22 protein-coding genes are annotated in these 25,356 nt (G+C 63.1%); 3 read left to right on the plus strand and 19 right to left on the minus strand.

The window, feature by feature from the left end:
- Positions 1 to 108: 108 nt before the first annotated feature.
- The gene (locus AC515T_RS03205) at positions 109 to 1,383 is read right to left on the minus strand and encodes an Hsp70 family protein (RefSeq protein WP_496531407.1); all 1,275 of its coding nucleotides are present in this window, start codon (positions 1,381 to 1,383) and stop codon (positions 109 to 111) included.
- A 289-nt stretch (positions 1,384 to 1,672) separates the two neighbouring features.
- Between AC515T_RS03205 and AC515T_RS03210 the strand changes: the two genes are divergently transcribed.
- The 3 genes from AC515T_RS03210 (at position 1,673) to AC515T_RS03220 (ending at position 8,251) form a co-directional block, all read left to right on the plus strand.
- Complete coding sequence (locus tag AC515T_RS03210) at positions 1,673 to 2,611, plus strand: DnaJ C-terminal domain-containing protein (protein WP_122567268.1); 939 nt, start codon at positions 1,673 to 1,675, stop codon at positions 2,609 to 2,611.
- 211 nt (positions 2,612 to 2,822) lie between these two features.
- Positions 2,823 to 3,122: a chaperone modulator CbpM gene (locus tag AC515T_RS03215; protein ID WP_122567266.1), complete on the plus strand. Its 300-nt coding sequence runs from the start codon at positions 2,823 to 2,825 to the stop codon at positions 3,120 to 3,122.
- 113 nt (positions 3,123 to 3,235) lie between these two features.
- Positions 3,236 to 8,251 (plus strand): NEL-type E3 ubiquitin ligase domain-containing protein, encoded by a 5,016-nt coding sequence (locus AC515T_RS03220; protein ID WP_496531408.1) that lies wholly within the window; start codon positions 3,236 to 3,238, stop codon positions 8,249 to 8,251.
- A gap of 148 nt (positions 8,252 to 8,399) precedes the next feature.
- Here the strand turns inward: AC515T_RS03220 and ureC are convergent, their stop codons facing one another.
- The 18 genes from ureC to AC515T_RS03310 all read right to left on the minus strand — a co-directional run bounded on the left by ureC (position 8,400) and on the right by AC515T_RS03310 (position 25,117).
- A complete protein-coding gene (ureC, locus tag AC515T_RS03225; protein WP_063325175.1) occupies positions 8,400 to 10,100 on the minus strand; it encodes an urease subunit alpha in 1,701 nt (566 codons plus the stop codon).
- A gap of 140 nt (positions 10,101 to 10,240) precedes the next feature.
- Positions 10,241 to 10,549, minus strand: coding sequence for an urease subunit beta (locus AC515T_RS03230; RefSeq protein WP_046064368.1), 309 nt, complete (start codon positions 10,547 to 10,549; stop codon positions 10,241 to 10,243).
- Entirely contained in the window at positions 10,546 to 11,079 is a 534-nt protein-coding gene (locus AC515T_RS03235) for a GNAT family N-acetyltransferase (RefSeq protein ID WP_496531409.1), read from the minus strand. Before AC515T_RS03235 ends, AC515T_RS03230 begins: the two co-directional genes overlap by 4 nt.
- Positions 11,080 to 11,084: 5 nt before the next feature.
- Positions 11,085 to 11,618 carry a GNAT family N-acetyltransferase gene (locus AC515T_RS03240; protein WP_496531410.1) on the minus strand — a complete coding sequence of 178 codons (534 nt, stop codon included), beginning with the start codon at positions 11,616 to 11,618 and terminating at the stop codon, positions 11,085 to 11,087.
- A gap of 9 nt (positions 11,619 to 11,627) precedes the next feature.
- Complete coding sequence (gene ureA / locus AC515T_RS03245; RefSeq protein ID WP_003197350.1) at positions 11,628 to 11,930, minus strand: urease subunit gamma; 303 nt, start codon at positions 11,928 to 11,930, stop codon at positions 11,628 to 11,630.
- Positions 11,931 to 12,097: 167 nt separating this feature from the next.
- Positions 12,098 to 12,949, minus strand: coding sequence for an urease accessory protein UreD (locus AC515T_RS03250; protein WP_496531411.1), 852 nt, complete (start codon positions 12,947 to 12,949; stop codon positions 12,098 to 12,100).
- Between the two features lie 30 nt (positions 12,950 to 12,979).
- The gene (gene urtE / locus AC515T_RS03255; protein ID WP_496531412.1) at positions 12,980 to 13,678 is read right to left on the minus strand and encodes an urea ABC transporter ATP-binding subunit UrtE; all 699 of its coding nucleotides are present in this window, start codon (positions 13,676 to 13,678) and stop codon (positions 12,980 to 12,982) included.
- A gap of 131 nt (positions 13,679 to 13,809) precedes the next feature.
- On the minus strand, positions 13,810 to 14,670 hold the full coding sequence (gene urtD, locus AC515T_RS03260) for an urea ABC transporter ATP-binding protein UrtD (protein ID WP_496533067.1): 861 nt from the start codon (positions 14,668 to 14,670) through the stop codon (positions 13,810 to 13,812).
- The gene (urtC, locus tag AC515T_RS03265) at positions 14,670 to 15,746 is read right to left on the minus strand and encodes an urea ABC transporter permease subunit UrtC (protein WP_496531413.1); all 1,077 of its coding nucleotides are present in this window, start codon (positions 15,744 to 15,746) and stop codon (positions 14,670 to 14,672) included. The genes urtD and urtC overlap by 1 nt, the downstream gene beginning before the upstream one ends.
- Positions 15,746 to 17,248 carry an urea ABC transporter permease subunit UrtB gene (gene urtB / locus AC515T_RS03270; RefSeq protein ID WP_496531414.1) on the minus strand — a complete coding sequence of 501 codons (1,503 nt, stop codon included), beginning with the start codon at positions 17,246 to 17,248 and terminating at the stop codon, positions 15,746 to 15,748. The genes urtC and urtB overlap by 1 nt, the downstream gene beginning before the upstream one ends.
- Positions 17,249 to 17,409: 161 nt before the next feature.
- Entirely contained in the window at positions 17,410 to 18,675 is a 1,266-nt protein-coding gene (gene urtA / locus AC515T_RS03275; protein ID WP_025211599.1) for an urea ABC transporter substrate-binding protein, read from the minus strand.
- Between the two features lie 331 nt (positions 18,676 to 19,006).
- Positions 19,007 to 20,017, minus strand: a complete 1,011-nt coding sequence (locus tag AC515T_RS03280; protein ID WP_496531415.1) for a FecCD family ABC transporter permease — start codon at positions 20,015 to 20,017, stop codon at positions 19,007 to 19,009.
- Positions 20,014 to 20,961 (minus strand): ABC transporter substrate-binding protein, encoded by a 948-nt coding sequence (locus tag AC515T_RS03285; protein WP_496531416.1) that lies wholly within the window; start codon positions 20,959 to 20,961, stop codon positions 20,014 to 20,016. The genes AC515T_RS03280 and AC515T_RS03285 overlap by 4 nt, the downstream gene beginning before the upstream one ends.
- Positions 20,958 to 21,746, minus strand: coding sequence for an ABC transporter ATP-binding protein (locus AC515T_RS03290; RefSeq protein ID WP_496531417.1), 789 nt, complete (start codon positions 21,744 to 21,746; stop codon positions 20,958 to 20,960). The genes AC515T_RS03285 and AC515T_RS03290 overlap by 4 nt, the downstream gene beginning before the upstream one ends.
- Positions 21,747 to 21,946: 200 nt before the next feature.
- A complete protein-coding gene (locus tag AC515T_RS03295) occupies positions 21,947 to 23,326 on the minus strand; it encodes a PepSY-associated TM helix domain-containing protein (protein WP_496531418.1) in 1,380 nt (459 codons plus the stop codon).
- Positions 23,327 to 23,748: 422 nt separating this feature from the next.
- The gene (locus tag AC515T_RS03300; protein WP_496533068.1) at positions 23,749 to 24,135 is read right to left on the minus strand and encodes a DUF2946 domain-containing protein; all 387 of its coding nucleotides are present in this window, start codon (positions 24,133 to 24,135) and stop codon (positions 23,749 to 23,751) included.
- A 57-nt stretch (positions 24,136 to 24,192) separates the two neighbouring features.
- Positions 24,193 to 24,672: a copper chaperone PCu(A)C gene (locus AC515T_RS03305; protein WP_496531419.1), complete on the minus strand. Its 480-nt coding sequence runs from the start codon at positions 24,670 to 24,672 to the stop codon at positions 24,193 to 24,195.
- A 46-nt stretch (positions 24,673 to 24,718) separates the two neighbouring features.
- The gene (locus AC515T_RS03310) at positions 24,719 to 25,117 is read right to left on the minus strand and encodes a DUF2946 domain-containing protein (protein ID WP_496531420.1); all 399 of its coding nucleotides are present in this window, start codon (positions 25,115 to 25,117) and stop codon (positions 24,719 to 24,721) included.
- Between the last annotated feature and the right edge of the window lie 239 nt (positions 25,118 to 25,356).

Genomic DNA, 25,356 nt, shown 5'->3' on the forward strand with positions numbered 1-25,356 from the left:
GCGCTATCGCGAGCAAGCTCGCTCCCACGGTTAACCGAGTTCCTTCAGAAAAAATGCGGTCAAGTGTGGGAGCGAGCTTGCTCGCGATTCAGGCGCCTCGGTCCTGGATCAGACCTGGCTCCCATACCGCTTCATCGCCTCGATCGCCAACCCACTGCCGATACTGCCGAAGATATTGCCTTCCACATGCCGCGCCTGGGGCAGCATCGCCGAGACGCTGTTGCGCAGTGCCGGGATGCCGCTGGAACCGCCGGTGAAGAACACCGTGTCGACCTGATCGACGCGCACGTTGGCATCGTTGAGCAACTGCGTGACGCTGCCGCGTACCCGCTCCAGCAAGCCGTCGATGGCCGACTCGAACAGCGCCCGGCTCAGGTCGACGCTCAGGCCCGGCTCGATCCGGTCCAGGAGCAAATGGCGCTGGTCGGTGTGGGTCAGCGCGATCTTGGTTTCTTCCACTTCCATCGCCAGCCAATGCCCGGCACGCTGTTCGATCAGCTTGAACAGCCGGTCGATGCCGCCGGTGTCTTCGATGTCGTAGCGCATGCTGCCCAGGGCCAGGGTGGACTTTTGCGAGTACACCGCATTGATGGTGTGCCAGGTCGCCAGGTTCATGTGATGGCTGGTGGGCATGTAGGCGCCGCTTTTCATGCGGCTGCCGTAGCCGAACAACGGCATCAGGCCGGCCAGGGAGAGTTGCTTGTCGAAATCGGTCCCGCCGATGTGCACGCCACCGGTGGCGAGGATGTCGGCGTGGCGGTTGTCATGGGTACGGCGCTCAGGGGACAGGCGCACCAGGGAGAAGTCCGAGGTACCGCCGCCGATGTCGACGATCAGCACCAGCTCTTCTTTCTCGATGGTCGATTCATAGTCGAAGGCCGCCGCGATGGGCTCGTACTGGAACGAAACCTCCTTGAAGCCGATGGCGCGGGCGACGTCCACCAGGGTGTTTTCCGCTTCCTGGTCGGCCATTTCATCATCGTCGACGAAAAACACCGGGCGCCCCAGTACCACTTCTTCGAATTCCCGACCGGCGGCGGCTTCGGCGCGTTGCTTCAACTGACCGATGAACAGCCCCAGCAGATCCTTGAACGGCATCGCCGTGCCCAACACGCTGGTGTCGTGCTTGATCAGCTTGGAGCCCAGCAGGCTCTTGAGCGAGCGCATCAGCCGGCCTTCGTAGCCTTCCAGGTATTCGTGCAGGGCTAGGCGGCCATACACCGGGCGGCGTTCCTCCAGATTGAAAAAGACCACCGAAGGCAGGGTGATCTTGTCGTCCTCCAGCGCGATCAACGTTTCCATGCCGGGGCGCAGCCAGCCGACGGTGGAGTTGGACGTGCCAAAGTCGATGCCGCAGGCACGGGCCGGGGATGCGTTTTTCATGTCTTTCGGGTTCCAGTTGAAAAAACGGCCGCGCAGTGTATGTCAGTGCGGCGCGGATTCGAAGGCCGGTTATCTGCTAATTCTCGAACGCAGGCCTTGAAAGACTCTCTTATACCCCCAAACTTGCTGGCATAGCCTGGCAGCCACAGGGCGGACACAAGAACCGCCACCCGCTGCCGATAAACTTCTGACGTGCCGCCCGGTCCCAATCTTGAGGTCGGTCAACCCGCTGTCCGGTCATCCGGGCATGCGTGGCGGTGCGACATCGATAACGGATGGTGATGCTTAGATGGACTTCAAAGACTATTACAAGATCCTGGGTGTGGAGCCCACGGCGGACGACAGCACGATCAAGGCTGCCTACCGCAAGCTGGCGCGCAAGTATCACCCGGATGTGAGCAAGGAAAAGGACGCCGAGACCAAGTTCAAGGACGTCTCCGAAGCCTATGAAGCGCTGAAAAGCGCCGACAAGCGCGCCGAGTACGACGACCTGCGCCGCTACGGCCAGCACGGCCAGCCTTTCCAGGGCCCGCCGGGTTGGCAGAGCCGTGGTGGTTTCGGCGGCCAGGACACGGGGGATTTCTCGGACTTCTTCAGTTCGATTTTCGGTAATCGCGGGCCGGGTTTCGGCGGCGGACAGTCAGGTCGCAGCGCCGGCCGTCGAGGGCAAGACGTGGAAATGGAATTACCGATTTTCCTGGAAGAAACCCTGTCGAACGAGTCGAAGAAAGTCACGTTCCAGGTGCCGCAATACAACGCGGCCGGCCAACACGTGAGCAACACCAGCAAGAGCCTGAACGTGAAGATCCCGCTGGGCGTGACCGACGGCGAGCGCATCCGCCTCAAGGGCCAGGGCGCGCCGGGTGTCGGTGGCGGCGCCAACGGCGACTTGTACCTGACCATTCGTTTCGCTCCGCACCCCAAGTTCGACGTCGAAGGCCAGGACCTGATCATCACCTTGCCCCTGGCACCGTGGGAATTGGCGCTGGGCACCGAAGTGGCGGTGCCGACCCTCACCGGCAAGATCAACCTCAAGGTCCCGGCCGGCAGCCAAAACGGCCAGCGCATGCGCGCCAAGGGCCACGGCTTGCGCAACAAGGCCGGCGAGCGCGGCTACCTGTTCGTTCAACTCAAGGCCGTGATGCCCAAGGCCAGCGACGAAGCGGTCAAGGCGCTGTGGGCGGAGCTGGCGAAGAAAGCGGCGTTCGATCCGCGGGAGAACTTCTAAACTACTGATACAGAACCCGTGGCGAGGGAGCTTGCTCCCGCTGGGCTGCGAAGCAGCCCCAAAACCCTTCAACACGGTGCACCCGGAAAAACCGGTTGGCAGGTTTCACGACTGCTGCGCAGCCGAGCGGGAGCAAGCTCCCTCGCCACACAGCCAGCTTTGCGACCATCATGGCTAGACTCGACAGTTGAAGCATTGGGAGAAGCAGACCATGAACAACCCGATCATTGAACTGAACCTGCTGGAATTCTGTGAAGCCGCCGCATTGGCGGATGTCCATGTGATCGAAATCGTCGAGCATGGCATCCTCGAACCCCACGGCGCGGCCCCGACGGATTGGCGTTTTACCGATTACGAACTGGCCCTGGCCAAGCGTGCCGCGAAGCTGCGGCACGACCTGGACCTGGAGTGGGAAGGCGTCGCCCTGGCGCTGGACCTGCTGGAGGAAGTCCAGCAACTGCGGGCCGAGAACCGTCGGTTGCGCCAACAACTGGGCCGTTGGGTGGGCTGACAGTGGCGGCTCGTATCCGTCATGCCTTGTCGAAAAAGCGATAAATAGTTACCGCATTCTTCGGTGGCACACGGGGTAGGCTCGGGTTTTCCAATCGTCAAGGATGACCCGCTATGCCACGACTCACCCCCCGTCTCGCCATCCCCCAGGGCGAGCACTTCGACCTGCTCAAGTCCCGTATTCCCGGTTGGTACAGCGGGGCCATCGTGCAACGCCAGCAGGAACTGAGCGACCATGAGCTGACGCTTCCGGACTGGTATGCGAAAGCTTCCCCCGACCTCTGGAACAGCCTCAAGGACAGTCATTCCCGCTACCGCGAACGTCTGAACCAGGTCGACAACCGGCTGGGCAATATCCAGGACATCCGCGCCTTTGCCGAACCCTTGCTCGAGCAGGCGCTCCTGGATGAGTTCAACCTCACGCTGAACGTCAACGAGGTGTATTTCGTCCGCAAGTACGGGCGCAAGAGCCGCGATGATTTTTTTGGGGCACTGGTCCTGGACAGCGAGGGCGGCCACTTCGATCGCTACGAATACCGCGGCACGTCGTTGCTGGAGGCGGCGCTGGCCAACTTCGAGTCTGACGAAGAGCGCAAACCCGCCTGTGGGGACTGCAACCTGATCACCACGGTGCGCCCGTTTTACGGCGGCGAGGTGCTGCCTACCATCGACGCCGTGCGCGCAGGGGCCCTGCCGATTGCCCCGGAGGCCTTCGCCAGGCTGTGTCGCAAGCTCGACCTGGGACGCCAGTATCAGGCGCACATCAACGCTGTCGTGCGGCCCGACGGCAGCAAGGCCTACGACCGTTCACTGAGCGAGCATCACCGGCAGGGCCTGGCGCTGAGCATCCAGATCGCCAGGGCCAAGGCCGACATCAGCCCGACGGTCTACTCGATGTTGCAGCAGGTGATCGACGGGGCCAGCGACGTCACCCTCGATGGCCAGGCCGTGAGATTCACTTCCCTGAAAGTGTTCGACATCGAACTGGTCGGCCCGCTGTTGATCAGCCCCGACCTTGAAAACAGTCGCCGGGTGGTGCCGGTCGTGGCCTACCTCCCGGGTGATCCCGAGCATCCCCTGAAAGCCTATGCCTCCAGCGCCGACTTCATGGCCGAACTGCGGCGACGCCTGCACGGTGGTGCCTACCGCCGCTTCTTCAGCCGTTTCGTGCCGCTGCGTCAGCAGGGGGTATTTTTCCGGCAGTTCAAGCACCTCTATCAAATCTCCCCGACGGCCGATGACCAGGCCGATTACCCGCTCAAGTCGTCATTGCGCAATCTGCCGATGGGCACGGTGCCGATTCCCGGCGACCTGTGGGGCTCGCTACGCCTGCGGCAAATCGAGAAGATCCAGGCTGATGCCCGCGCGGTGGCGGTGCCTACCGGTGATGAAGACAAAAAAGCCCGCCTGGCGCGCCTGGACAGTTACCTCGACGCGGTGGTCGACGTGTTCAACCTGGCGGCGTTCGTCGTGCCAGGGCTGGGGCCGCTGATGTTGACGGTCGGGGCCGTGCAGATGTTCAACGAGGCGTTCGAAGGCATCGAAGCGTTCGAGCGTGGGGAGACCCGGGAAATGTGGGCGCATTTCTCCAGCGTGGCCCTCAACACGGCTTTTGTCGCCACCGGTGCAGCGGTACTGCCGCACATTCGATGGTCGAGCACGGTGGATCAGTTGGAGCCGGTTCAATTGGCCAATGGCGAGTCGCGTCTGTGGCGCCCCGACCTGAGCGTTTACCAGAGTGAGCTGCAGCCCCCCGCGACCTCAAGCCCGGATAGCCAGGGCCTGTATCGGGTCGAGAATCAGCAGGTCTTGCCGCTGGGTGAGCAACGTTTTGAAGTGCAACAGGACCGGCAAACCCTCCGCTATCGCATTCGTCATCCTTCCCGTCCGCAGGCCTACCAGCCCGAGCTGACGCACAACGGCAGCGGTGCCTGGCACCACGAACTGGAACAACCGCGTACCTGGGAGGGCCCGACACTGATGAGGCGCCTGGGCCATGGCGTCAAGGATTTCAGCGATGCCGAACTGGAGCAGATCCGCCTCGCCAGCGCGACCCCGCAGGACGTGCTGCGACGGTTGCATGTCGAGGGCGAGCCGGTGCCGGCGTTGCTGGCCGACACCCTGGGTCGCTTCGACCTTTGCCGACAAATCGACACGTTCATCGGGCAACTGCAAAGCGAGGCGCCGCCGGGCCATGACCTGGCCGAGCCGATGTTGCACCTGCTGACCCAATACGGCCCGTGGCCAAGAGGGCTGAAGCTGAAGATCGTCGACGGTACCGGCCGGACGCGCTGGGAATACGTCCGGCCCTCGGAAGGCGAGACGCCGGTCCGTGAGGCCAGCCTGACCGAGGCCAAGGTCCGCACGCCAGCGCTGTTGAAAAACCTGATCGAAGCGGTGGATGCCGTAGGCGTCGATCTGTTGGCCATGGCGAGCCCGTCGATTGCGAAAACCCACATGGACGCTCGCGTCCGGCACCTGCGCCAGGCACTCGCCGAGACGGCGGTGAATGAAAAGGTGCAGTTGCTCAACGATTATTACGCCCTGGGCGAGACGCGAGGTGACCCCCGTGTAGCGCTGATCAAGTCCCGCTTTCCTTCGGTTCCGGCCACGGCGATCGAGCAAGTCATCACCTTGGCCGGCACCGAAGAGCTGCAGCAAATGGCCGCCTGGGATTTCGCCGATGCGAATCAGACCAAACCCATCCCACTGCGCATCGCCGAAGAGCTGCGCCACTTCCAGCGCGTGGTGCGTCTGAACCGCGCCTACGAAGGCCTGTATCAGGACGCCTTGGTCACGGCGGACACGCCTCGACTGGTGTTGGCCACCCTGGAAACCTTGCCCGGCTGGAGCGGCACGCTGCGCATCGAACTGCGCGAAGCCGTTGTGTCCGGCACCTTGATCGACAGCATCGGGCCGCAAAATGCGGCGCAGACCAAGGTCGTGGTCAGGGATGATGAGCGCTACCAGGCCTTTGACGACAACGGCAATGAACTGAGCCATTGGGGCAGCCTCTTCGATGCCTTGCAGCATGCTCTGCCCGATGCCGAACGCCGGGCCATGGCTCGACCTTCGATTCATCACGGCGACCTGTTGAAAGAGGCCGTCGGCGCTTCGCCGGTGGACCGTGATGCGCTGGCGCGCCGCTTGAAGATGCCCGCACTCAAGCCCGCCTTTAAATCGCCGATGCGCCTGGCTTCGGGCCAAGTCGGTTATCCCTTGGGTGGACTGCGGGATTGGTTGGGCCTGGGCCGAACGCCGGAAAGCCGGGTGCTGGAGCTGTACCCGAGTTACACGGCGGCACAAACCGATGCGCTGTTGCGAGCTCTGGGCGATGGCGCGGTAAGGGAGCTCCAGCGACGTAACGTCGAGCTGAAAATGCTGCGCCGGGATCTGGACCGTTGGGTCGCTACCCCCGACTGGCGTGACGTGGGTAATCGCCGGCATGTAGTACCGCTGGGGATCAGGCAGGTAGCGGCCGACCACATCGAGCGATGCTGGCGGCGTCAGACCCGGGTCGTTGTGGGAGCGGATCTGCGCACGATCGGCTATGAGCTTGATTTGAGCGGATTGGACATCGGGGCTCTGCCGGAACTGACGGCCGACTTCAGTCATGTGGGGGTGCTCAAGCTGCCTGACATGAGCTTGACGCTGCATCACTGCGAAAGCTTCCTCAGCGGATTTTCCTCCATTCGCTGGTTGGACCTGTCCGGGAACCGGTTGATCGATGTTCCCCGGGCCGTGGAGGGGATGAGGAACTTGGAAACGCTGCAACTGGGGGCGAACCGGATTGGCCTGACACCGCGTAGCGTTGACATCCTGCAAGGCCTTACCCGCTTGAGAAACCTCGACCTGGACAACAACCCGCTGGGGCGCCTGCCGGACTTCAGCAGGTTGCCTGACCTGGAGCGATTGCACCTGAAAAATACCGGGATCACTGCCTGGCCCACCGGCCTGCGCGACCAGCCGCTGACGCTGATTGATTTGCGCGATAACGGCTTGACCCAGGTGCCGGATCACCTGCTCGACCCGCCCGCCGAGCGTGCCCATGCCACGGCACGCCTCAATCGCGTGACGCTGTTGCAGGGCAACCCGCTGAGCGAGGTGGTCCAACAGCGCTTGCGTGATTATTGGGTGACGGTCTTGCAGACGCGTCCTGAATGGGCAGTCCTGCGTTTGCCCGAGGCGTTTGGGTTTTCAGCGTCGGTCGGGCCGTCGAATATGCAGCAATGGCTGCGCAACCTGCCTGCGGGGCAACTGGCGGACAAAAGAACCGTGTGGCAAAGCCTGGCGGATGAGCCGCAATCGGGAGAGTTTTTTGAGTTGTTGCGGCGGTTGACAGATTCCTATCAAGGTCTGAAGGAGTACCCGGACCTCCAGGCCCGCGTCTGGCAGATGCTCGACGCGATGGGGCGTTCCACCGAGCTGCGTGATGAACTGTTCGACCTGGCCGGCCAACCGGCCTGTGAAGATCGCGCAGCCTTGTCGTTCAGCTACCTGGAAATCCGCTTGATGATCCACAACGCCAGGGCCTTGGCGGTTGGAACGGATGAAGCGGCAACGCTCTTCCAGTTGGCCAAGGGGCTGTTTCGCCTCGATGAGGTGGAGCGTATTGCCCTGCAGGACATCCAGCGGCGCCGTGACGCGATCAATGCCCGCACCGACCTGACCGACGATCAAAAGATCGAGAACCTGGCGCTGATCGAAGAGGTCGAGGTCCGTCTGGCTTACCGGGTGGGGCTCAAGGATCGACTGGGGTTACCGGGGCAACCCGCGGGCGGGGTTTTTCTCACGCTGGGAGATGTCAGCCCTGACATGCTCGACGCCGCCGCCAATCAGGTCCTGGAACTGGACGATTCACCCCAGCAGTTTCAGTCGCTGGTGGGTCGGGATTTCTGGATCGATTATTTGAAGCAGCAACATGGGGCATCTTTCCAAGCGCTGAGTGACACCCTCATCGCCAATCAGATTGAACTGGATGAGGCGAAGGCGGCCGGGACCCTGGAGGAAGCCGACTACGTCAACCAGTCCGAGGCGCTGGGCCTGCAACACAAGATCAAGGAAGCGGAGCTGGTCCAGTCGTTGACGAGAGCCGAGCTGGATGCGCTGCCGGAAAGTACCGATCTGTAGGGTGAACCAGTCCCGTCATCTCAGACAGGCATGAAACCCGTGGCGAGGGAGCTTGCTCCCGCTGGGGTGCGAAGCAGCCCTCGCTTTTTTTGCGGTTGCTGCGCAACCGAGCGGGAGCAAGCTCCCTCGCCACAAGAACTGCGCGGGCTCAAAACAGGAAATAACGCTGCGCCATCGGCAGCACTTCGGCCGGTTCGCACCACAGCAACACGCCGTCGGCCTTGACCTGGTAGGTCTGCGGATCGACGTCGATGCTCGGCAGGTAGTCGTTGTGGATCAGGTCGGTCTTCTGCACATCACGGCAGCCTTTGACCACGGCGATTCTTTTCTTCAGCCCCAACTGCTCCGGCAACCCGGCCTCGGCGGCTGCCTGGCTGATGAAGGTCAGGCTGGTGGCATGCCGTGAGCCGCCAAAGCTTGCGAACATCGGTCGGTAGTGCACCGGTTGTGGCGTCGGGATCGAGGCATTGGCGTCGCCCATCAGGCTGGCGGCAATCGCCCCGCCCTTGAGGATCAACGTCGGCTTGACGCCGAAGAACGCCGGCCGCCATAGCACCAGGTCGGCCCACTTGCCCACTTCGATGGAGCCCACTTCATGGCTGATGCCGTGGGTGATCGCCGGGTTGATGGTGTATTTGGCGATGTAGCGCTTGATGCGGAAGTTGTCGTTGCCTTCGCCGTCGCCGGGGAGGGCGCCGCGTTGCTTCTTCATCTTGTCGGCGGTCTGCCAGGTGCGCGTGATGACTTCGCCGACGCGGCCCATGGCCTGGCTGTCGGAGCTGATCATCGAGAAGGCGCCGAGGTCGTGGAGGATGTCTTCGGCGGCGATGGTCTCGCGGCGGATGCGGCTTTCGGCGAAGGCCACGTCTTCTGCGATGCTCGGGTCCAGGTGATGGCAGACCATCAACATGTCCAGGTGCTCGTCGATGGTGTTGCGAGTGAACGGCCGGGTCGGGTTGGTGGAACTGGGCAACACGTTGGGGAAACCGCAGGCCTTGATGATGTCCGGCGCATGTCCGCCACCGGCGCCTTCGGTGTGGTAGGTATGGATGGTGCGACCCTTGAACGCGGCCAGGGTGGTTTCGACGAAACCGGACTCGTTGAGGGTGTCGGTGTGGATCGCCACCTGCACGTCGTACTGGTCGGCCACGCTCAGGCAGTTGTCGATGGCCGCCGGGGTGGTGCCCCAGTCTTCGTGCAGCTTCAGGCCGATGGCGCCGGCCTTGACCTGCTCGATCAACGGCTCCGGCAGGCTGGCGTTGCCCTTGCCGGTGAAGCCGATGTTCATCGGGAAGGCGTCGGCGGCCTGGAGCATGCGCGCCAGGTGCCACGGCCCGGAGGTGCAGGTGGTGGCGTTGGTCCCGGTGGCCGGGCCCGTGCCGCCGCCGATCATGGTGGTGACGCCGCTCATCAGCGCTTCTTCGATCTGCTGCGGGCAGATGAAGTGAATGTGGGTGTCGATGCCGCCAGCGGTGAGGATCATGCCCTCGCCGGCGATCACTTCGGTGCTGGCGCCGATGGCGATGGTCACGTCGGGCTGGATGTCCGGGTTACCGGCCTTGCCGATGGCCGCGATGCGCCCGTCCTTGAGGCCGACATCGGCCTTGACGATGCCCCAGTGGTCGATGATCAGCGCGTTGGTGATCAGCGTGTCGACGACCTCGGCGGCCAGCAACTGGCTCTGGCCCATGCCATCGCGAATCACCTTGCCGCCGCCGAATTTCACTTCTTCGCCGTAGGTGGTGAAGTCTTTTTCCACTTCGATCCACAACTCGGTGTCGGCCAGGCGGACCTTGTCGCCGACGGTGGGGCCGAACATGTCGGCGTAGGCTTGTCTCGAAATCTTCATGTGCTCGCCTTGAGGTTCTTAAGTCGTATGCAGTCCATTGTGGCGAGGGAGCTTGCTCCCGCTGGGCTGCGTAGCAGCCCTCGCTTCTGGCGGTTGCTGCGCAACCGAGCGGGAGCAAGCTCCCTCGCCACAGAGGCGCTTCAATCCAATTCGCCCATGACCCGCCCGGCAAACCCGAACACCCGGCGATGCCCGGCCAGGTCCACCAGTTCCACTTCGCGGCTCTGACCGGGTTCGAAGCGCACGGCGGTGCCGGCCGGGATGTTCAGGCGCATGCCACGGCTGGCGGCGCGGTCGAAGGTCAGGGCGTCGTTGGTTTCGAAAAAGTGATAGTGCGAGCCGACCTGGATCGGTCGGTCGCCGCTGTTGGCGACATTCAGCGTGAGCGTGCGGCGACCGACGTTGAGTTCGATGTCGCCGGGCTGGACCTGGTATTGCCCTGGAATCATTGCGGTTGCCCCAAAATCTTGTAGTAAATGGCGGTCGGGGTGTAGGTCCCGTCCGGGCTCTGGCAGTAGTCGGGCAGTTCACCGACGCGGGTGTAGCCCATGGCGCGGTAGAACGCCTCGGCCTCGGAACCGGCCTCGGTGTCGAGGTACAACAGGCCACGCTTGTGCTGGCGGGCGCCGAGTTCCAGGGCGCTCATCAATTGCTGGCCCAGCCCCCGGCGGCGAGCCTCGCCGCGGACCAACAGCTTCTGCACCTCGGCACGGTTGAGGCCGTTGGGCTTCTGGCACAGAGCAAGCTGGACGCTGGCCTGCACCTGTTCATCCTTGACCACCACCCACAGCAGCAGGTGGCCCTGGTTGAGGCTGGCCTGGACTTCGTCGAAATAGGCGCGGGCCTGGACGGCATCGAGATCGGCCATGAACCCCACGCTGGCGCCGTAGCCGACGGCGTCGAGCAACAGATCGATCAGGCCCTGGCGATAATGCGCAAAGCTTTCAGCGTGGACTCGACGCAACTGGGCGGGGTTCATAGGCATCACTCCTTATCAAAGGCAGGCGGTTGCGCCCCGGGATCGAGGACCAACTGCATGAAAGTCAGGTCCAGCCAGCGGCCGAACTTGGTACCCACCTGGGGCATCTGCCCGGTGGTGATGAAACCGGCGCGCTCGTGCAAGCGAATCGAGGCGGCGTTGCCACTTTCGATGGCCGCCACCATGACATGCTTGCCGCACGTCCGGGCACGCTCGATCAGCGCGGTCATCAACCGTGGGCCGTGGCCATTACCGCGCTGGTCGCTGCGCACGTAGACCGAATGCTCCACGGTGTGCCGGTAGCCATCGAAGGGTCGCCAGTCGCCGAAGGAAGCATAGCCAAGCACGTTTTCGTCGGCGTCGACGATCACCAGCACCGGGTAGCCTTGGGATTGCCGGGCACTGAGCCAGGCTTGGCGATTAGCCAGGTCTACGGCCTGTTCGTTCCAGATCGCCGTGGTGTTCAAGGCGGCTTCGTTGTAGATGTCACGAATCGCTGCAAGGTCCGCAGGCAGGGCGTCACGAATGTGATAAGTCATGGCACGGTCTCAGGCGATGGGCTGGTGGACGGTGACCAGTTTGGTACCGTCGGGAAACGTCGCCTCGACCTGGATCTCCGGGATCATTTCCGGGATGCCTTCCATCACCTGCTCGCGGCTTAGCAGCGTGGTGCCGTAATGCATCAGCTCGGCGACGGTCTGGCCGTCACGGGCGCCTTCCAGCAACGCGGCGGAAATGTAGGCCATGGCCTCCGGGTAGTTGAGTTTCAAGCCACGAGCCAACCGCCGCTCGGCAACGAGGCCGGCGGTGAAGATCAGTAGCTTGTCTTTTTCGCGTGGGGTCAGGTCCATGTGCAATCCATAAGGGCAGATAGAAAAATTTCGCGGTAAACACAGATTCCCTGTGGGCGATCTTTTGTGGGAGCGAGCTTGCTCGCGATAGCGGTGTGTCAGTCGACATTAATGTTGAATGTTCCATCGTCATCGCGAGCAAGCTCGCTCCCACAGGAAAAGCGGATTCAGGTACTCCAGATTCTCGGTGGCACGGCCTCTCGACCAAGCAATGCAGGCCTGAGCAAGCGCCACAACTCAATCAACCACCCCCGCGCCAGCAACGCCTCGCTCGCCAGGCACCGAGCCACGACCAGGCCGGGCAATTGGGTCAGGTCGCCGCGCACGGCATGGCCCAGGGCTCGGCAATGTTCCAGCAGTTCGCTGTCGATCTCGCCGGTCACCAGCAACGTGGCGAACACCGGGTCGCCGCCCAGCCCGATGGGCGAGTCCAGCAGCCCATCACCGCCCACAATGCGCTGGCGCTCGTGCCACAGCAACTGGCCATCGCGGCGAATGTCCAGTCGCGATTGAAAGTGCCCCAGGTCGAACCGCTCGCCGCTGGCCGGACGGCCGAGGGCAACCATGTCCCAGTAGAGCAGGCGCCCGTCCCCCTGCAGGTCGATACTCGTGCTGAGTTCGGCCTGGGCCGCGCTGAAGACGATGGTTTCCTGAGGCAGCCATTCCAGGGTCGCGCCGGGGGCCACGCTCAGGGTCAGTTGCTGGTACGCCGGACTCGCGGCGCGGTACCACTTGGCCGCGCCGGGGCTGGTCAACTGCGCCCAGGCGCCAGGGCCGATGTGGGCGCTGATGTCCAGCCGGTCACCGCCGGCAATCCCGCCGGGCGGGTGGACGATGATGTGCTGGCACACCTCGGGGCCTTCGGCGTACAAGTGCTTCTGCACCCGCAGCGGGCCTTTGTGGCGGCGCTGTACCGGGCGTGTGCAATCGCCGAACCGGGCGTAACCCAAGTCCAGCTCGGCGTGCCAGCTGGGGGTGAACAGGGCCGAAGGCGCCAATGAACAGACAGGTAGATTCATGATTTCTAATGATCGTCAGGACGTTACAGACTAGATCGTAACCAGCCCGCGCACACCCTCGGCTTCCATATTTTCTCCGCGGCCCTGCTGCACGATCTCGCCCCGGGACATCACCAGGTACTGATCGGCCAGCTCGGCGGCGAAGTCGTAGAACTGCTCCACCAGCAAAATCGCCATGTCGCCCCGGGCCGCCAGTTTCTTGATCACCACGCCGATCTCCTTGATCACCGAGGGCTGGATGCCTTCGGTGGGTTCGTCGAGAATCAGCAGGCGCGGCCGGCTGGCCAGGGCCCGGCCAATGGCGAGTTGCTGTTGCTGACCACCGGAGAGGTCGCCGCCACGGCGTTGTTTCATCTGCAGCAGCACCGGGAACAATTCGTAGATGAATGCCGGCACCTCCTTGGCTTCGGAACCGGGAAAGCGCGACAGGCCCATCAGCAGGTTTTCTTCCACCGTCAGCCGGCCGAAAATTTCCCGGCCCTGGGGCACGTAGGCAATGCCGGCATGCACCCGTTGGTGCGGCTTGAAGGTGGTGATGGCCTTGCCTTCCCAGCTCACCGCGCCTTCCTTGGCCGGCAACAGGCCCATCAGGCATTTGAGCAGGGTGGTCTTGCCCACGCCGTTGCGCCCCAGCAGGCACGTCACCTCGCCGACCTTGGCATCGAACGACAGGCCGCGCAGGATGTGGCTACCGCCGTAGTATTGGTGCAGCTTGTCGACTTGCAGCATCTTCAAAACCTCCTCAGTCCCTGTGGGAGCGGGCTTGCTCGCGAAGAGGTCGTCACATCCAACATCATTGTTGGCTGACACACCGTCTTCGCGAGCAAGCCCGCTCCCACAGAGGGAATGTGTTCGCAGGACTACCGACCGAGATACACCTCGATCACCCGCTCATTGTCCTGCACCTGTTCCAGCGACCCTTCAGCCAGCACGCTGCCCTGGTGCAGCACGGTGACGTGGTCGGCGATCGCGCCGACGAAGCCCATGTCGTGTTCCACCACCATCAGCGAATGTTTGCCCGCCAGGGATTTGAACAGCTCGGCGGTGAACTCGGTCTCGGCGTCGGTCATGCCCGCCACCGGTTCGTCGAGCAACAGCAATTGCGGGTCCTGCACCAGCAGCATGCCGATCTCCAGGAACTGCTTCTGTCCGTGGGACAGCAACCCGGCGGCGCGGTTGAGCGACGGGGTGAGACGAATGGTTTCGAGCACTTCGCCGATGCGGTCGTGCTGCTCGCCAGTGAGTTTTGCCCGCAGGCTGGCCCACACCGACTTGTCGGTCTTGAGCGCCAGCTCCAGGTTCTCGAACACGCTCAGGGCTTCGAACACCGTGGGCTTCTGGAACTTGCGCCCGATGCCGGCCTGGGCGATCTGCACTTCGCTCATGCTGGTCAAGTCCAGGGTTTCGCCGAACCAGGCCTTGCCGTGGCTGGGCCGGGTCTTACCGGTGATCACGTCCATCAGGGTGGTCTTGCCGGCGCCGTTGGGGCCGATGATGCAGCGCAATTCGCCGACGCCGATGTACAGGTTCAAATCGTTCAAGGCCTTGAAGCCGTCGAAGCTGACGCTGATGTCTTCCAGGGTCAGGATCGTGCCGTGACGGGTGTTCAGGCCAACGCCGGCCGCCTGGCCGAGGCCGATGGCGTCGCGGCTGCTGCCCTGATCCTTGTTAGGTTCGAGGATAGGTTCGAGCATGAACTCGGCCGTTGGAGTGATTCGCATCATTCGCCCCTTTTCTTCAGCAAGCCGATCACACCCTTGGGCAGATACAGCGTCACGACGATGAACAACGCGCCAAGGAAGAACAGCCAGTACTCGGGAAACGCCACGGTGAACCAGCTCTTCATGCCATTGACTACCCCGGCGCCCAACAACGGCCCGATCAGCGTGCCGCGCCCGCCAAGGGCGACCCACACAGCGGCCTCGATGGAGTTGGTCGGCGACATTTCGCTGGGGTTGATGATGCCCACCTGTGGCACGTACAACGCCCCGGCCAGACCGCACAACACCGCGCTCAGCACCCAGACGAACAGCTTGAAGCCACGGGGATCGTAGCCGCAGAACATCAGGCGGCTTTCCGCGTCGCGCAGGGCGGTCAGTACCCGGCCGAACTTGCTGCGGGCCAGGCGCCAGCCGATGAACAGGCTCGCCACCAGCAGCAACACCGTGGCAAAAAACAGCACTGCCCGGGTGCCCGGCTCGGTGATGCCGAAGCCCAGGATCGAGCGGAAGTTGGTGAAGCCGTTGTTGCCACCAAACCCGGTTTCGTTGCGGAAAAACAGGAGCATCCCGGCGAAGGTCAGGGCCTGGGTCATGATCGAGAAATACACGCCCTTGATCCGCGAGCGGAAGGCGAAGAAGCCAAACACCAAGGCCAGCAAACCCGGCGCCAGCACCACCAGGCACATGGCCCAGAGGAAACTATCGGTGCCGGCCCAGTACCAAGGCAACTCGGTCCACGACAGGAAGGTCATGAACGCCGGCAGGCCATCCCCGGCGGCCTGGCGCATCAGGTACATGCCCATGGCGTAGCCACCCAGGGCGAAGAACAGGCCGTGGCCCAGGGAGAGCAAGCCGGCATAGCCCCAGACCAGGTCCAGAGCCAGGGCGACGATGGCGTAGCAAAGAATCTTGCCCACCAGGGTCAAGGTGTAGGCCGAGATGTGCAGCGGATTGTCCGCCGCCAACAGCGACAGCAGTGGCAGGCTCAGCAGCACGGCCAGGATCAGTACACCGACGGCGAGAGTGACTTTGGGGCCGGCCTTTTGCGTGGCCGTGAGCATCAGGGGCTGGTTCATCAGTCGATTACCCGTCCTTTGAGCGCGAAGAGGCCTTGCGGACGCTTCTGGATGAACAGAATGATCAGCGCGAGGATCAGGATCTTGCCGAGCACGGCGCCGATCTGCGGTTCGAGGATCTTGTTGGCGATGCCCAGGCCGAACGCGGCGAACACGCTGCCGGCCAACTGGCCGACACCGCCGAGCACCACCACCAGGAACGAGTCGATGATGTAGCTCTGGCCCAGGTCCGGGCCGACGTTGCCGATCTGGCTCAGGGCCACGCCACCGAGCCCGGCGATGCCCGAGCCGAGGCCGAAGGCGAGCATGTCCACGCGACCGGTGGGCACGCCGCAGCAAGCGGCCATGTTGCGGTTCTGGGTGACGGCGCGCACGTTCAGGCCCAGGCGTGTCTTGTTCAGCAGCAGCCAGGTCAGCGCCACCACGAACAGGGCGAAGGCAATGATCACGATGCGGTTGTACGGCAGCACCAGGTTCGGCAACACCTGAATCCCGCCCGAGAGCCAGGCCGGGTTGGCGACTTCGACGTTCTGTGCGCCGAACACCAGGCGCACCAGTTGGATCAGCATCAGGCTGATGCCCCAGGTGGCGAGCAGGGTCTCCAGCGGCCGCCCGTAGAGATGGCGAATCACCGTGCGCTCCAGGGCCATGCCGATGGCCGCGGTGATGAAAAACGCCACCGGCAAGGCAATCAGCGGATAGAACTCGATGGCGTTCGGGGCGAAGCGCTGGAACAGCATCTGCACCACATACGTGGAGTACGCGCCGAGCATGAGCATCTCGCCGTGGGCCATGTTGATCACCCCCAGCAGGCCAAAGGTGATCGCCAGGCCGAGGGCGGCGAGCAGCAGGATCGAGCCCAGGGACATGCCGCTGAAGGCCTGGCCCAGCAGTTCGCCCACCAGCAGTTTGCGCTTGACCTGGCTGAGGCTGGTTTCCGCGGCGGTGCGTACGCTGGCATCGGTTTCGACGCCGGGTTCGAGCAAACCTTCGAGGCGGGTGCGGGCCAGCGGATCGCCGGTTTCCCCCAGCAGGCGGACGGCGGCCAGGCGCACGTTCGGGTTGGTGTCCACCAGTTGCAGGTTCGCCAGGGCCAGGCTCAGGGCGGCGTGCACGTCTTCGTCCTGCTCGCCGGCCAGTTGCCGATCGAGAAACACCAGTTGCGCCGGGCGGGCACTTTTTTGCAGTTGTTGCGCGGCCGCCAGGCGTACGTGGGCATCGACGGCGAGCAGTTGATGGCTGGCCAGGGCGGTTTCGATCAGCCCGCGCAAGCGGTTGTTCAGGCGCAGGGTTTTTGGCTGGCCGTCGACGGTCAACTGGCCTTGTTGCAAGGCGTTGATCAATTCGACGCGCTCAGGCTCCGGCTGCGCGGCCCAGGTTTCCAGGAGCTTGGCCTGCTGGGTCGGATTGGCGGCGACGAAGTCTTCGGCGTCGCCGGCATGGGCCTCCAGTGGCAACAGCAGCACCAGGGCGAGGATGAGGCGGTAAAGGGCGGTGGGCATAGAGAGTCGCCTTGCGCGGACAATGTGGGAGCGAGCTTGCTCGCGATAGCGGTGTGTCGGACACGTCAGTGTTGAATGTGAGTCCGCTATCGCGAGCAAGCTCGCTCCCACAGGGATTTGTGTCGGACTCGAGCGTCATGCTCGGACCGACACCCATGGGCTCAGTTGCTCTTCACCGCATAGTCAGGCTTCTTGTCGTTGCCGGCGATGAACGGGCTCCACGGTTGCGCGCGGATCGGGCCTTCGGTCTGCCAGACCACGTTGAACTGACCGTCGGCCTGGATCTCGCCGATCATCACCGGCTTGTGCAGGTGGTGGTTGGTCTTGTCCATGGTCAGGGTGTAGCCCGACGGTGCGGCGAAGGTCTGGCCGGCCAGGGCTTCGCGGACTTTATCGACGTCGGTGGACTTGGCTTTTTCCACCGCTTGGGCCCACATGTGGATGCCGACATAAGTGGCTTCCATCGGGTCGTTGGTCACTGCTTTATCGGCGCCTGGCAGGTTCTTGGCCTTGGCGTAGGCCTTCCAGGAGTCGACGAATTTCTTGTTCGCCGGGTTATCCACGGATTCGAAGTAGTTCCACGCCGCCAGGTTGCCCACCAATGGCTTGGTGTCGATGCCGCGCAGTTCCTCTTCGCCCACGGAGAATGCCACGACCGGTACGTCGGTGGCCTTCAGCCCCTGGTTCGCCAGTTCTTTGTAGAACGGCACGTTGGAGTCGCCATTGACCGTGGAGATGACCGCAGTCTTGCCGCCGGCCGAGAACTTCTTGATGTTGGCTACGATGGTTTGGTAATCGCTGTGGCCGAACGGGGTGTAGACCTCTTCGATGTCCTTGTCCGCCACCCCTTTGGAGTGCAGGAACGAACGCAGGATCTTGTTCGTAGTGCGCGGGTAGACGTAGTCGGTGCCCAGCAGGAAGTAGCGCTTGGCGCTGCCGCCTTCTTCACTCATCAGGTATTCCACCGCCGGAATCGCCTGCTGGTTTGGCGCCGCGCCGGTGTAGAACACGTTCGGCGACATCTCTTCGCCTTCGTATTGCACCGGATAGAACAGCAGGCCATTGAGTTCTTCGAACACCGGCAACACCGATTTACGCGACACCGAGGTCCAGCAGCCGAACACCACGGCGACCTTGTCCTGGGTCAGCAACTGCCGGCCCTTTTCGGCGAACAGCGGCCAGTTCGACGCTGGGTCCACGACCACGGCTTCAAGCTTCTTGCCGTTCACACCGCCCTTGGCGTTGATCTCATCAATGGTCATCAGCGCCATGTCCTTGAGGGACGTCTCGGAGATCGCCATGGTGCCGGACAGCGAATGCAGGATGCCGACCTTGATGGTCTCGGCGGCCTGGACGGTCCACGCCATGCCCATCGCGGCAATGCTTGCCGAGAGTGTAAAAGCCTTGATCAAACTACGACGCTTCATTGTGCGATCTCCGTGGTCTTTTGAGTTTTTTTCGAGGGCAGATGCAAACGCTGAAGGCGCTTTTGCAAGGGGTGTGCCCGGTTGGGGAAAGGCTTGGAAACGCGGGGTTGGCGTGGGATGCGAGGAAGCGGCTGCACCATGAGTGAACGCATTGCGGGGGCTGGTGCGAAGAGGTGCGCCACATTGGGGCGAGAGCGTTGCAAGTCCTCTGTGGGAGCGAGCTTGCTCGCGATGGCGGTGTGTCAGTCACTTCTAATCTGACTGATCTACCGCTATCGCGAGCAAGCTCGCTCCCACAGGTTGGCTTTGTGATTCAGGAAAAGAGGATGGCTCAGCGGCGGCGCATCAGCCCAATGAAAAACAGCCCGCCGATAGCCGCTGTGGCGACACCAATCGGCAAGTCCTCCGGCGCGATCAGCGTCCGGGCCGCCACGTCCACCCACACCAGGAACAGGCTGCCGAGCAGCACGCAGGCCGGCAGCAGCCGACGATGCTCGGCGCCCACCAGGCGCCGGGCAATGTGCGGCACCATCAGCCCGACAAAACCAATCGAGCCACTGATGGAAACCAGCACGCCGGTCATCAGCGAGGCGATCAAGAAGATCCACAACCGCACCTTCGCCGCGTTCAGGCCCAGGGTCACGGCGGTCTGCTCGCCGGCCATCAACGCGTTCAGCGGTCGTGCCATGCCCAGCAGCAGAACCAATCCCAGCAACACACTGGCGGCTGGCACCGCGAGCAGCTCCCAACGGGCCAGGCCCAGGCCGCCGAGCATCCAGAACATCACCGCCGAGCTGGCGCGATGGTCACCGAGGAACAGCAACAGGTTGGCCGCCGCCATCATCACGAAGGACACCGCCACGCCGCACAGCAACAGGCGATCACTCTCCAGGCGACCCTGGCGGGCAGCGATGGCCAGCACCAGCAACATGCTCAGCAATGCACCGATGAAGGCGGCCAAGGGCAGGGTCAGCAGGCCGATGATTTCCCCGACATGCAACACCACGATCACCGCTCCCAGGGTCGCGCCGGAGGTGACGCCCAGCAGGTGCGGATCGGCCAGCGGGTTGCGCGTGACCGCTTGCAGCACCGCGCCGATCAACGCCAGCCCGGCGCCGACCAAGGCACCGAGCAGCAGGCGCGGGACGCGGATCAGCCAGACGATATGCTCCTGGCCGGGCGTCCAATAAACCTCGCCCACGCCGAAGGTCTTGTGCAGCAGCAGGTCCCAGACCACGGCCACCGGCACCCGCGCCGGCCCGAAACCCAGGGACACCACGCACGACACCAGCAGCAGTGCGCCGAGGACCATCAGCAGGGCACCGTAGCGACGACCGTTCATTGGCCCTGGAAACCCCGCGCCAGGGTTTGCACCGCCAGCACGTTATCGATGCCCGGCGTGGCTTGCACGTAGGGGATCACGATGAAGCGCCGCTGTTGGATCGCCTCCACCGATTGCAGGGCCGGGTTGTCCAGCAAGAACTGTTGCTTCTGCTCGGCGCTGACTTCGCCGTAGTCGACGATCACGATGACCTGCGGGTTGCGCTCGACCACGTTCTCCCAGTTCACCCGGGTCCAACTGGTTTCCACGTCATCGAGGATGTTGCGCCCGCCGGCCGCGTCGATCAGGGCCTGGGGCATGCCCAGGCGCCCGGAGGTCATGGCGCGGTCTTCGCCGCTGTCATACAGGAACACCCGCGGTCGCTGGGTGGGCAGGTGCTTGCGGACCTCGGCCACCTGGGCCTGCATCGTGGCGATCAACGCGTTGGCACGGTCCTGCACGTCGAAGATTTTTCCGAGGTTGCGCAGGTCGTTGTAGGTGTCCTCCAGGGAGGCCGCCGGACGCTTCATCACGAACGCGCAGGATTCGGTCAACTCGTAGACGTTGATGCCCAGCGGTTGCAGGGTCTGCGGGGTCAGGTCGCCCCCCACGCGCATGCCGTAGTCCCAACCGGCGAAGAAAAAATCGACGTTGGCGTTGAGCAGGGTTTCCACCGAGGGGTACTTGGCGGCCAGTTCCGGCAGGCCATCGAGGATCTTCGCCATCTCCGGCGTCACCGATTTCCAGCCACTGATGCCGCTGTAGCCGACCATGCGTGGCTTGAGACCCAGGGCGAGCATCATCTGGGTCATGTTGATGTCATGGCTGACGGCGTGCCGAGGAGCTTCGTTGAATACCACCTGGCGGTTGCAGCTCTGGACCGTCAACGGGTAGTGGGTGGCTTCGGCCAGGGCATGGGCACTGCCCAGCAGCAGGGGCAGCAACAGCAGGGAACGCAAGGTCATGGTTGGGTTATCCAGGTGATTCGTGGGTAGCCGGACAGCGGATGTTCATCCACCAGGGCCTCGACGCCAAACACCGCGCGCAGCAGCTCGGCGGTGAGGACGTCCTTGGGCGTGCCGCTGGCGACGATGCGCCCGTGTTCGATCACGTACAGGCGGTCGCAGAAGGCGGCGGCCAGGTTCAGGTCATGGAGGCTGGCGAGGGTGCCGATGCCCAGGCCCTTGATCAGTTGCAGCAATTGCAATTGGTAGTGGGGGTCGAGGTGATTGGTCGGTTCGTCGAGGATCAGCAACTGCGGCTGCTGGGCCAGGGCGCGGGCGAGGATCACCCGTTGCTTCTCACCGCCCGAAAGCGTGGCGAAGGCATGATCGCCAAAGCCTGCGAGCCCGGCCGATTCCAGGGCCTGGAGCACCAACCGGCGGTCGTCGTGATTGTCGCTGTCGAACAGGCCTTTGTGGGGCGTGCGGCCCATGGCGACCACTTCTTCTACCGTCAGGCCGAAGGCGTCGGGAAACTCTTGCAGCACCACGGCGATGCGTTGGGCGCACCAGCGCGAGGACTGTTTCCAGACGTTGTGATGTTCGAGTTTTACCTCGCCACTTTCCGGCCGGCTGAAGCGATAGGCGCAGCGCAACAGGCTGGTCTTGCCGCTGCCGTTGGGCCCGATCAACCCGACGAACTCCCCGGCCGTCACCTGCAACGTGGCGTCGCGCAGCTGGAACTGGTGATGACAGTGGCCATGGCCCAGGGGCGTCCAGGCGAGGTGGGAGAGGGTTAGCGAGGTCATGCATCTACTCAAATCATGGGTGGCGCACGCATCCCTTGTGGGAGTGGGCTTGCTCGCGAAGGCGGTGTGTCTGTCACATCAATGTTGGATGTGCTGACCTCTTCGCGAGCAAGCCCGCTCCCACAGGGGAGGGTGTTCACAGTTTGAAAGGCGGGCACGATTGTAGAGGTTTCGCGCCGTCTTCCGTTAACGCGCTGTCTTCAGTTTGAAGATGAAGCCGCCTCAGGCTGGCGATTGAACCGCGTGACGAGCCGGTCCAACAGCCACACCACCACCAGCGAAGCCCCCACCAACGGGAACACCAGCGCCAGGGCCAGCATGATGAATACCCCGGTCTTCCAGGTCGGCAGGTCGTGGCGCAGCGGCGGCACGCCGAACTTGGCCTGGGGCCGGCGCTTCCACCAGATCACCAGGCCACTCACGGCGCTGAGCAGGATCATCAGGCAAACCAGCAGCACGAGGATCTGGTTCACCGGGCCGAACATCTTGCCTTCGTGCAGCATCACGCCGGTTTCGGTGGCGCGGGCCACGACGCTGTAGTGCTCCCAGCGCACATCGGCCAGGACCTTGCCGGTGTACTGGTCCACGTGCAGGGTGGCGTCGTTGCGCGGGTCATCGGCGAACACGGCGACGGTGAATACGCCGCTGGCAGTGGTGGGGAACGTGATGCTGTAGCCGGGCGTGACCTGGCGCTCGGTGGCGATATCCTGCACCGCTTGCAGGCTGACGGTCGGGGCGGCGGGGCCTTCGTGCATGCCGCCGTGGCCCATGTGTTCGGCATGGTCGCCGGACATCGGCATCGGCGTGTTTTCCATGGCCCACGGCACGGTCTGGCGGTGGGCGTTGTTCAGGCTGCCGGCCTCGACGTCGGACTTGGGCACGTCATTCCACATCGCCGCCGGGAAGCGGTTCCAGAGGTCGGCGTATTGCTTGCCCCAGAAGCCGGTCCAGGTCATGCCGCTGAGCAGCATCACCAGCAGGAACGCCGCGCCCCAGAAACCGACGACGACATGCAAGTCACGCCAGAACAGCCGACCGCGCGCGCGCCAGCGCGGCCACAGCACACCGGCCGAGGATTGCCCGCGCGGCCACCACAGGTACAGGCCGGAGACCACCAGCACCACGCCCCAGCCGGCGGCCATTTCCACCAATCGGTCACCCACCGTGCCGATCAATAATTCGCCGTGGATCGCTCGGGCCATGGCTTGCAGGTTGTTTTTCGCATCCTGTTCGCCGAGGACGTCGCCGTGGTACGGGTCGATGAACACATTCAGTTCCCGGCCCTTGTCGATCACCACGAACTGCGCGCTGCGCTCGGCATTGACCGCTGGCAGGTACTGTTTGACCTGGCCTTCGGGGTAGGCCTGGCGGACCTGCTTGAGCAGGTCGTCCGCCGCCAGGGCGTGATGCCCGGCCGGCACGTTCAACAGGCTGCCGTACATCAGTGGGTCGAGTTGCGGCTTGAACAGGTAAATGATGCCGGTCAGGGCCAGCATCACCATGAACGGCGCCACGAACAGCCCGGCATAAAAATGCCAGCGCCAGGCCAGGTTGTAGAAATTCGGTTTCGGTTGGCTCATTGCAAAGCGCTCCGCAGGGCAAATGGGGTTGAACGATGGAACCCTTTGTGGGAGCGAGCCTGCTCGCGATAGCAGCGGTACATTTAGCATCAATGTGCCGGATAGATCGTATCGCGAGCAGGCTCGCTCCCACAGGTTTTATGTTTGCTTCGGGTAAGCTGCTAGGACGTCATATCCACCTTCGTCCAGGGATGCTCGTGCTCATCGGCGACTACGTAGGGCGTGAACAGCAGGCCGCACAGTGCGGCGACCGTATGACGTAAACGAACCCGTGGCTCGTTCAGGGGGCAGCGAACCCGGGCAGAGCCCAAAGCGATGCCAGCAGAAAACCTGGACATGATGATTCCATCGAACAGACATAAACGACACGGTCGGGCAGCCTGGAGCTGTCTTGTGCGACCGGGATGAGGTAAGTGTCGGGCTTACGCGTCGAGGGGCGGTGCGCGGGTGCGGGCACCCGGGAAGAACGCTGGTCGGGCATGGCCCAGGCGTGGGGAAGGGCTGGTGTAGGTATTGGTGTGGGGTGTGTCGAAGACGGCGAAGGTGTGGCCGCCGGGGAGCGCGGGGCAATTGAACAGCAGGCTGCAATAACCGCATTTTTCCCAAAGCGCATGATGCTCGCTGCTCTGGGGCGGGCAATGTTCGGCTGCCGGCGCTTCGTGCGCCGTCATGTCCATGCTCATCTCCATGTTCATGCTCACAGGCATGGACATGCGCTGATCCATCGGCATCGACTGGGAAATCAGCGGACCGATAAAGATCATCAGCATGGCGAACAGGCTGATCCAACTGCCGCGTGTCAGGCTCATGGGCTGACGGCGGGGCATGGACAGTCTGGCGCGAAGAGATTGCACGAGCGGCTACGTCTACTGGGCGTGCACGTGTGTCTTGGTGCCGTCGGGCGCTTTTTTCTGCACCGCAACGTCGACTGTGACATCCCCGGCTTTTTCGAAATGCAGGGTCATGGGGAAACGTTTGCCATCGATGAGCAGGCTGCGGTCTGTCAGCTCCAGCAGCATCACGTGATACGCCATCGGCGCGAAGGTGACGGTCGCCCCGGGGGCGATCTCGACGACGGGCACCGGTTGCATCTTCATCAGGTCGTTTTGCATCACATGCTCATGGAGCTCGGCCTTGCCGGCGATGGTCGAGTCGACGCTGAGCAGTTTGTCCGCCGTCTTGCCGCTGTTGTGGATGACGAAATACGCGGCCACGGTCGGCGCATTGGGCGGCAACTCTTGAGACCACGGGTGGGCGATTTCAAGATCGCCTGCCTTGTACTGGTGAGCTTGGGCGAAGCCAACGGGAAGCAGCAGGGCAGCCAGCAGGATAAGTCTGTTCAACATGGCAATTCTCCGGAACGATTCAGGGCGCAGTTTTATGCGGGAAGAATCAGGCCAGAGGCGAAGCGCGGGGATTGAGGCTGGGCCATTGCTGACGAGGCGTGGGGCTGTCGAGCTTCGAGTGGACGGCACCGCGATGGGACCGCTGCGCATCCAGATACAACTGCGGGGCATGCCCGGCGAGCGCCATCAGCGGCGCCGGACCTGAGCAGCACCAGCAATGCTGCATCGTCGAGTGATTGTCCTGCTGTGGTGTGTCCTGTTCGAACGTGCCCAGGGACACCGCGACCAATTTCTTGCCGCTGGATGAGCAGAAACTGCCCCACAGCAGTTGCTCGGCTGGCGAATTGGCGAGCGCGCCAGCGCTGTTGGAAAGCGGCATGGCAAGCATGTTGAACAGCACTGCGAAGCAGGCGATCCAGGCAAATGCAAGCCGTTGTCGGGACATGGGGCAATCCGCTCGGTTGGGCGATCAGGTGGCGGTATTTAGCCTGATCGGGGTTGAGAAGTAAAAAAACCACGTGCGGTGTAGGGTCGCAGGGCTGGTGTTAACAGTAGCAACAGTTCTTCAAGTAGGCGCCCAGTATCCCATCACCGTCATCTTCTTCGAAACAGGCAACCAGATAAGCGAGCATTTCCTCGTGTGTACTGAGATAGGTGGCAGCGTCGAAACGCGGGAGTTTTTCG

The sequence above is a fragment of the Pseudomonas sp. FSO-7 genome (assembly GCF_059579345.1).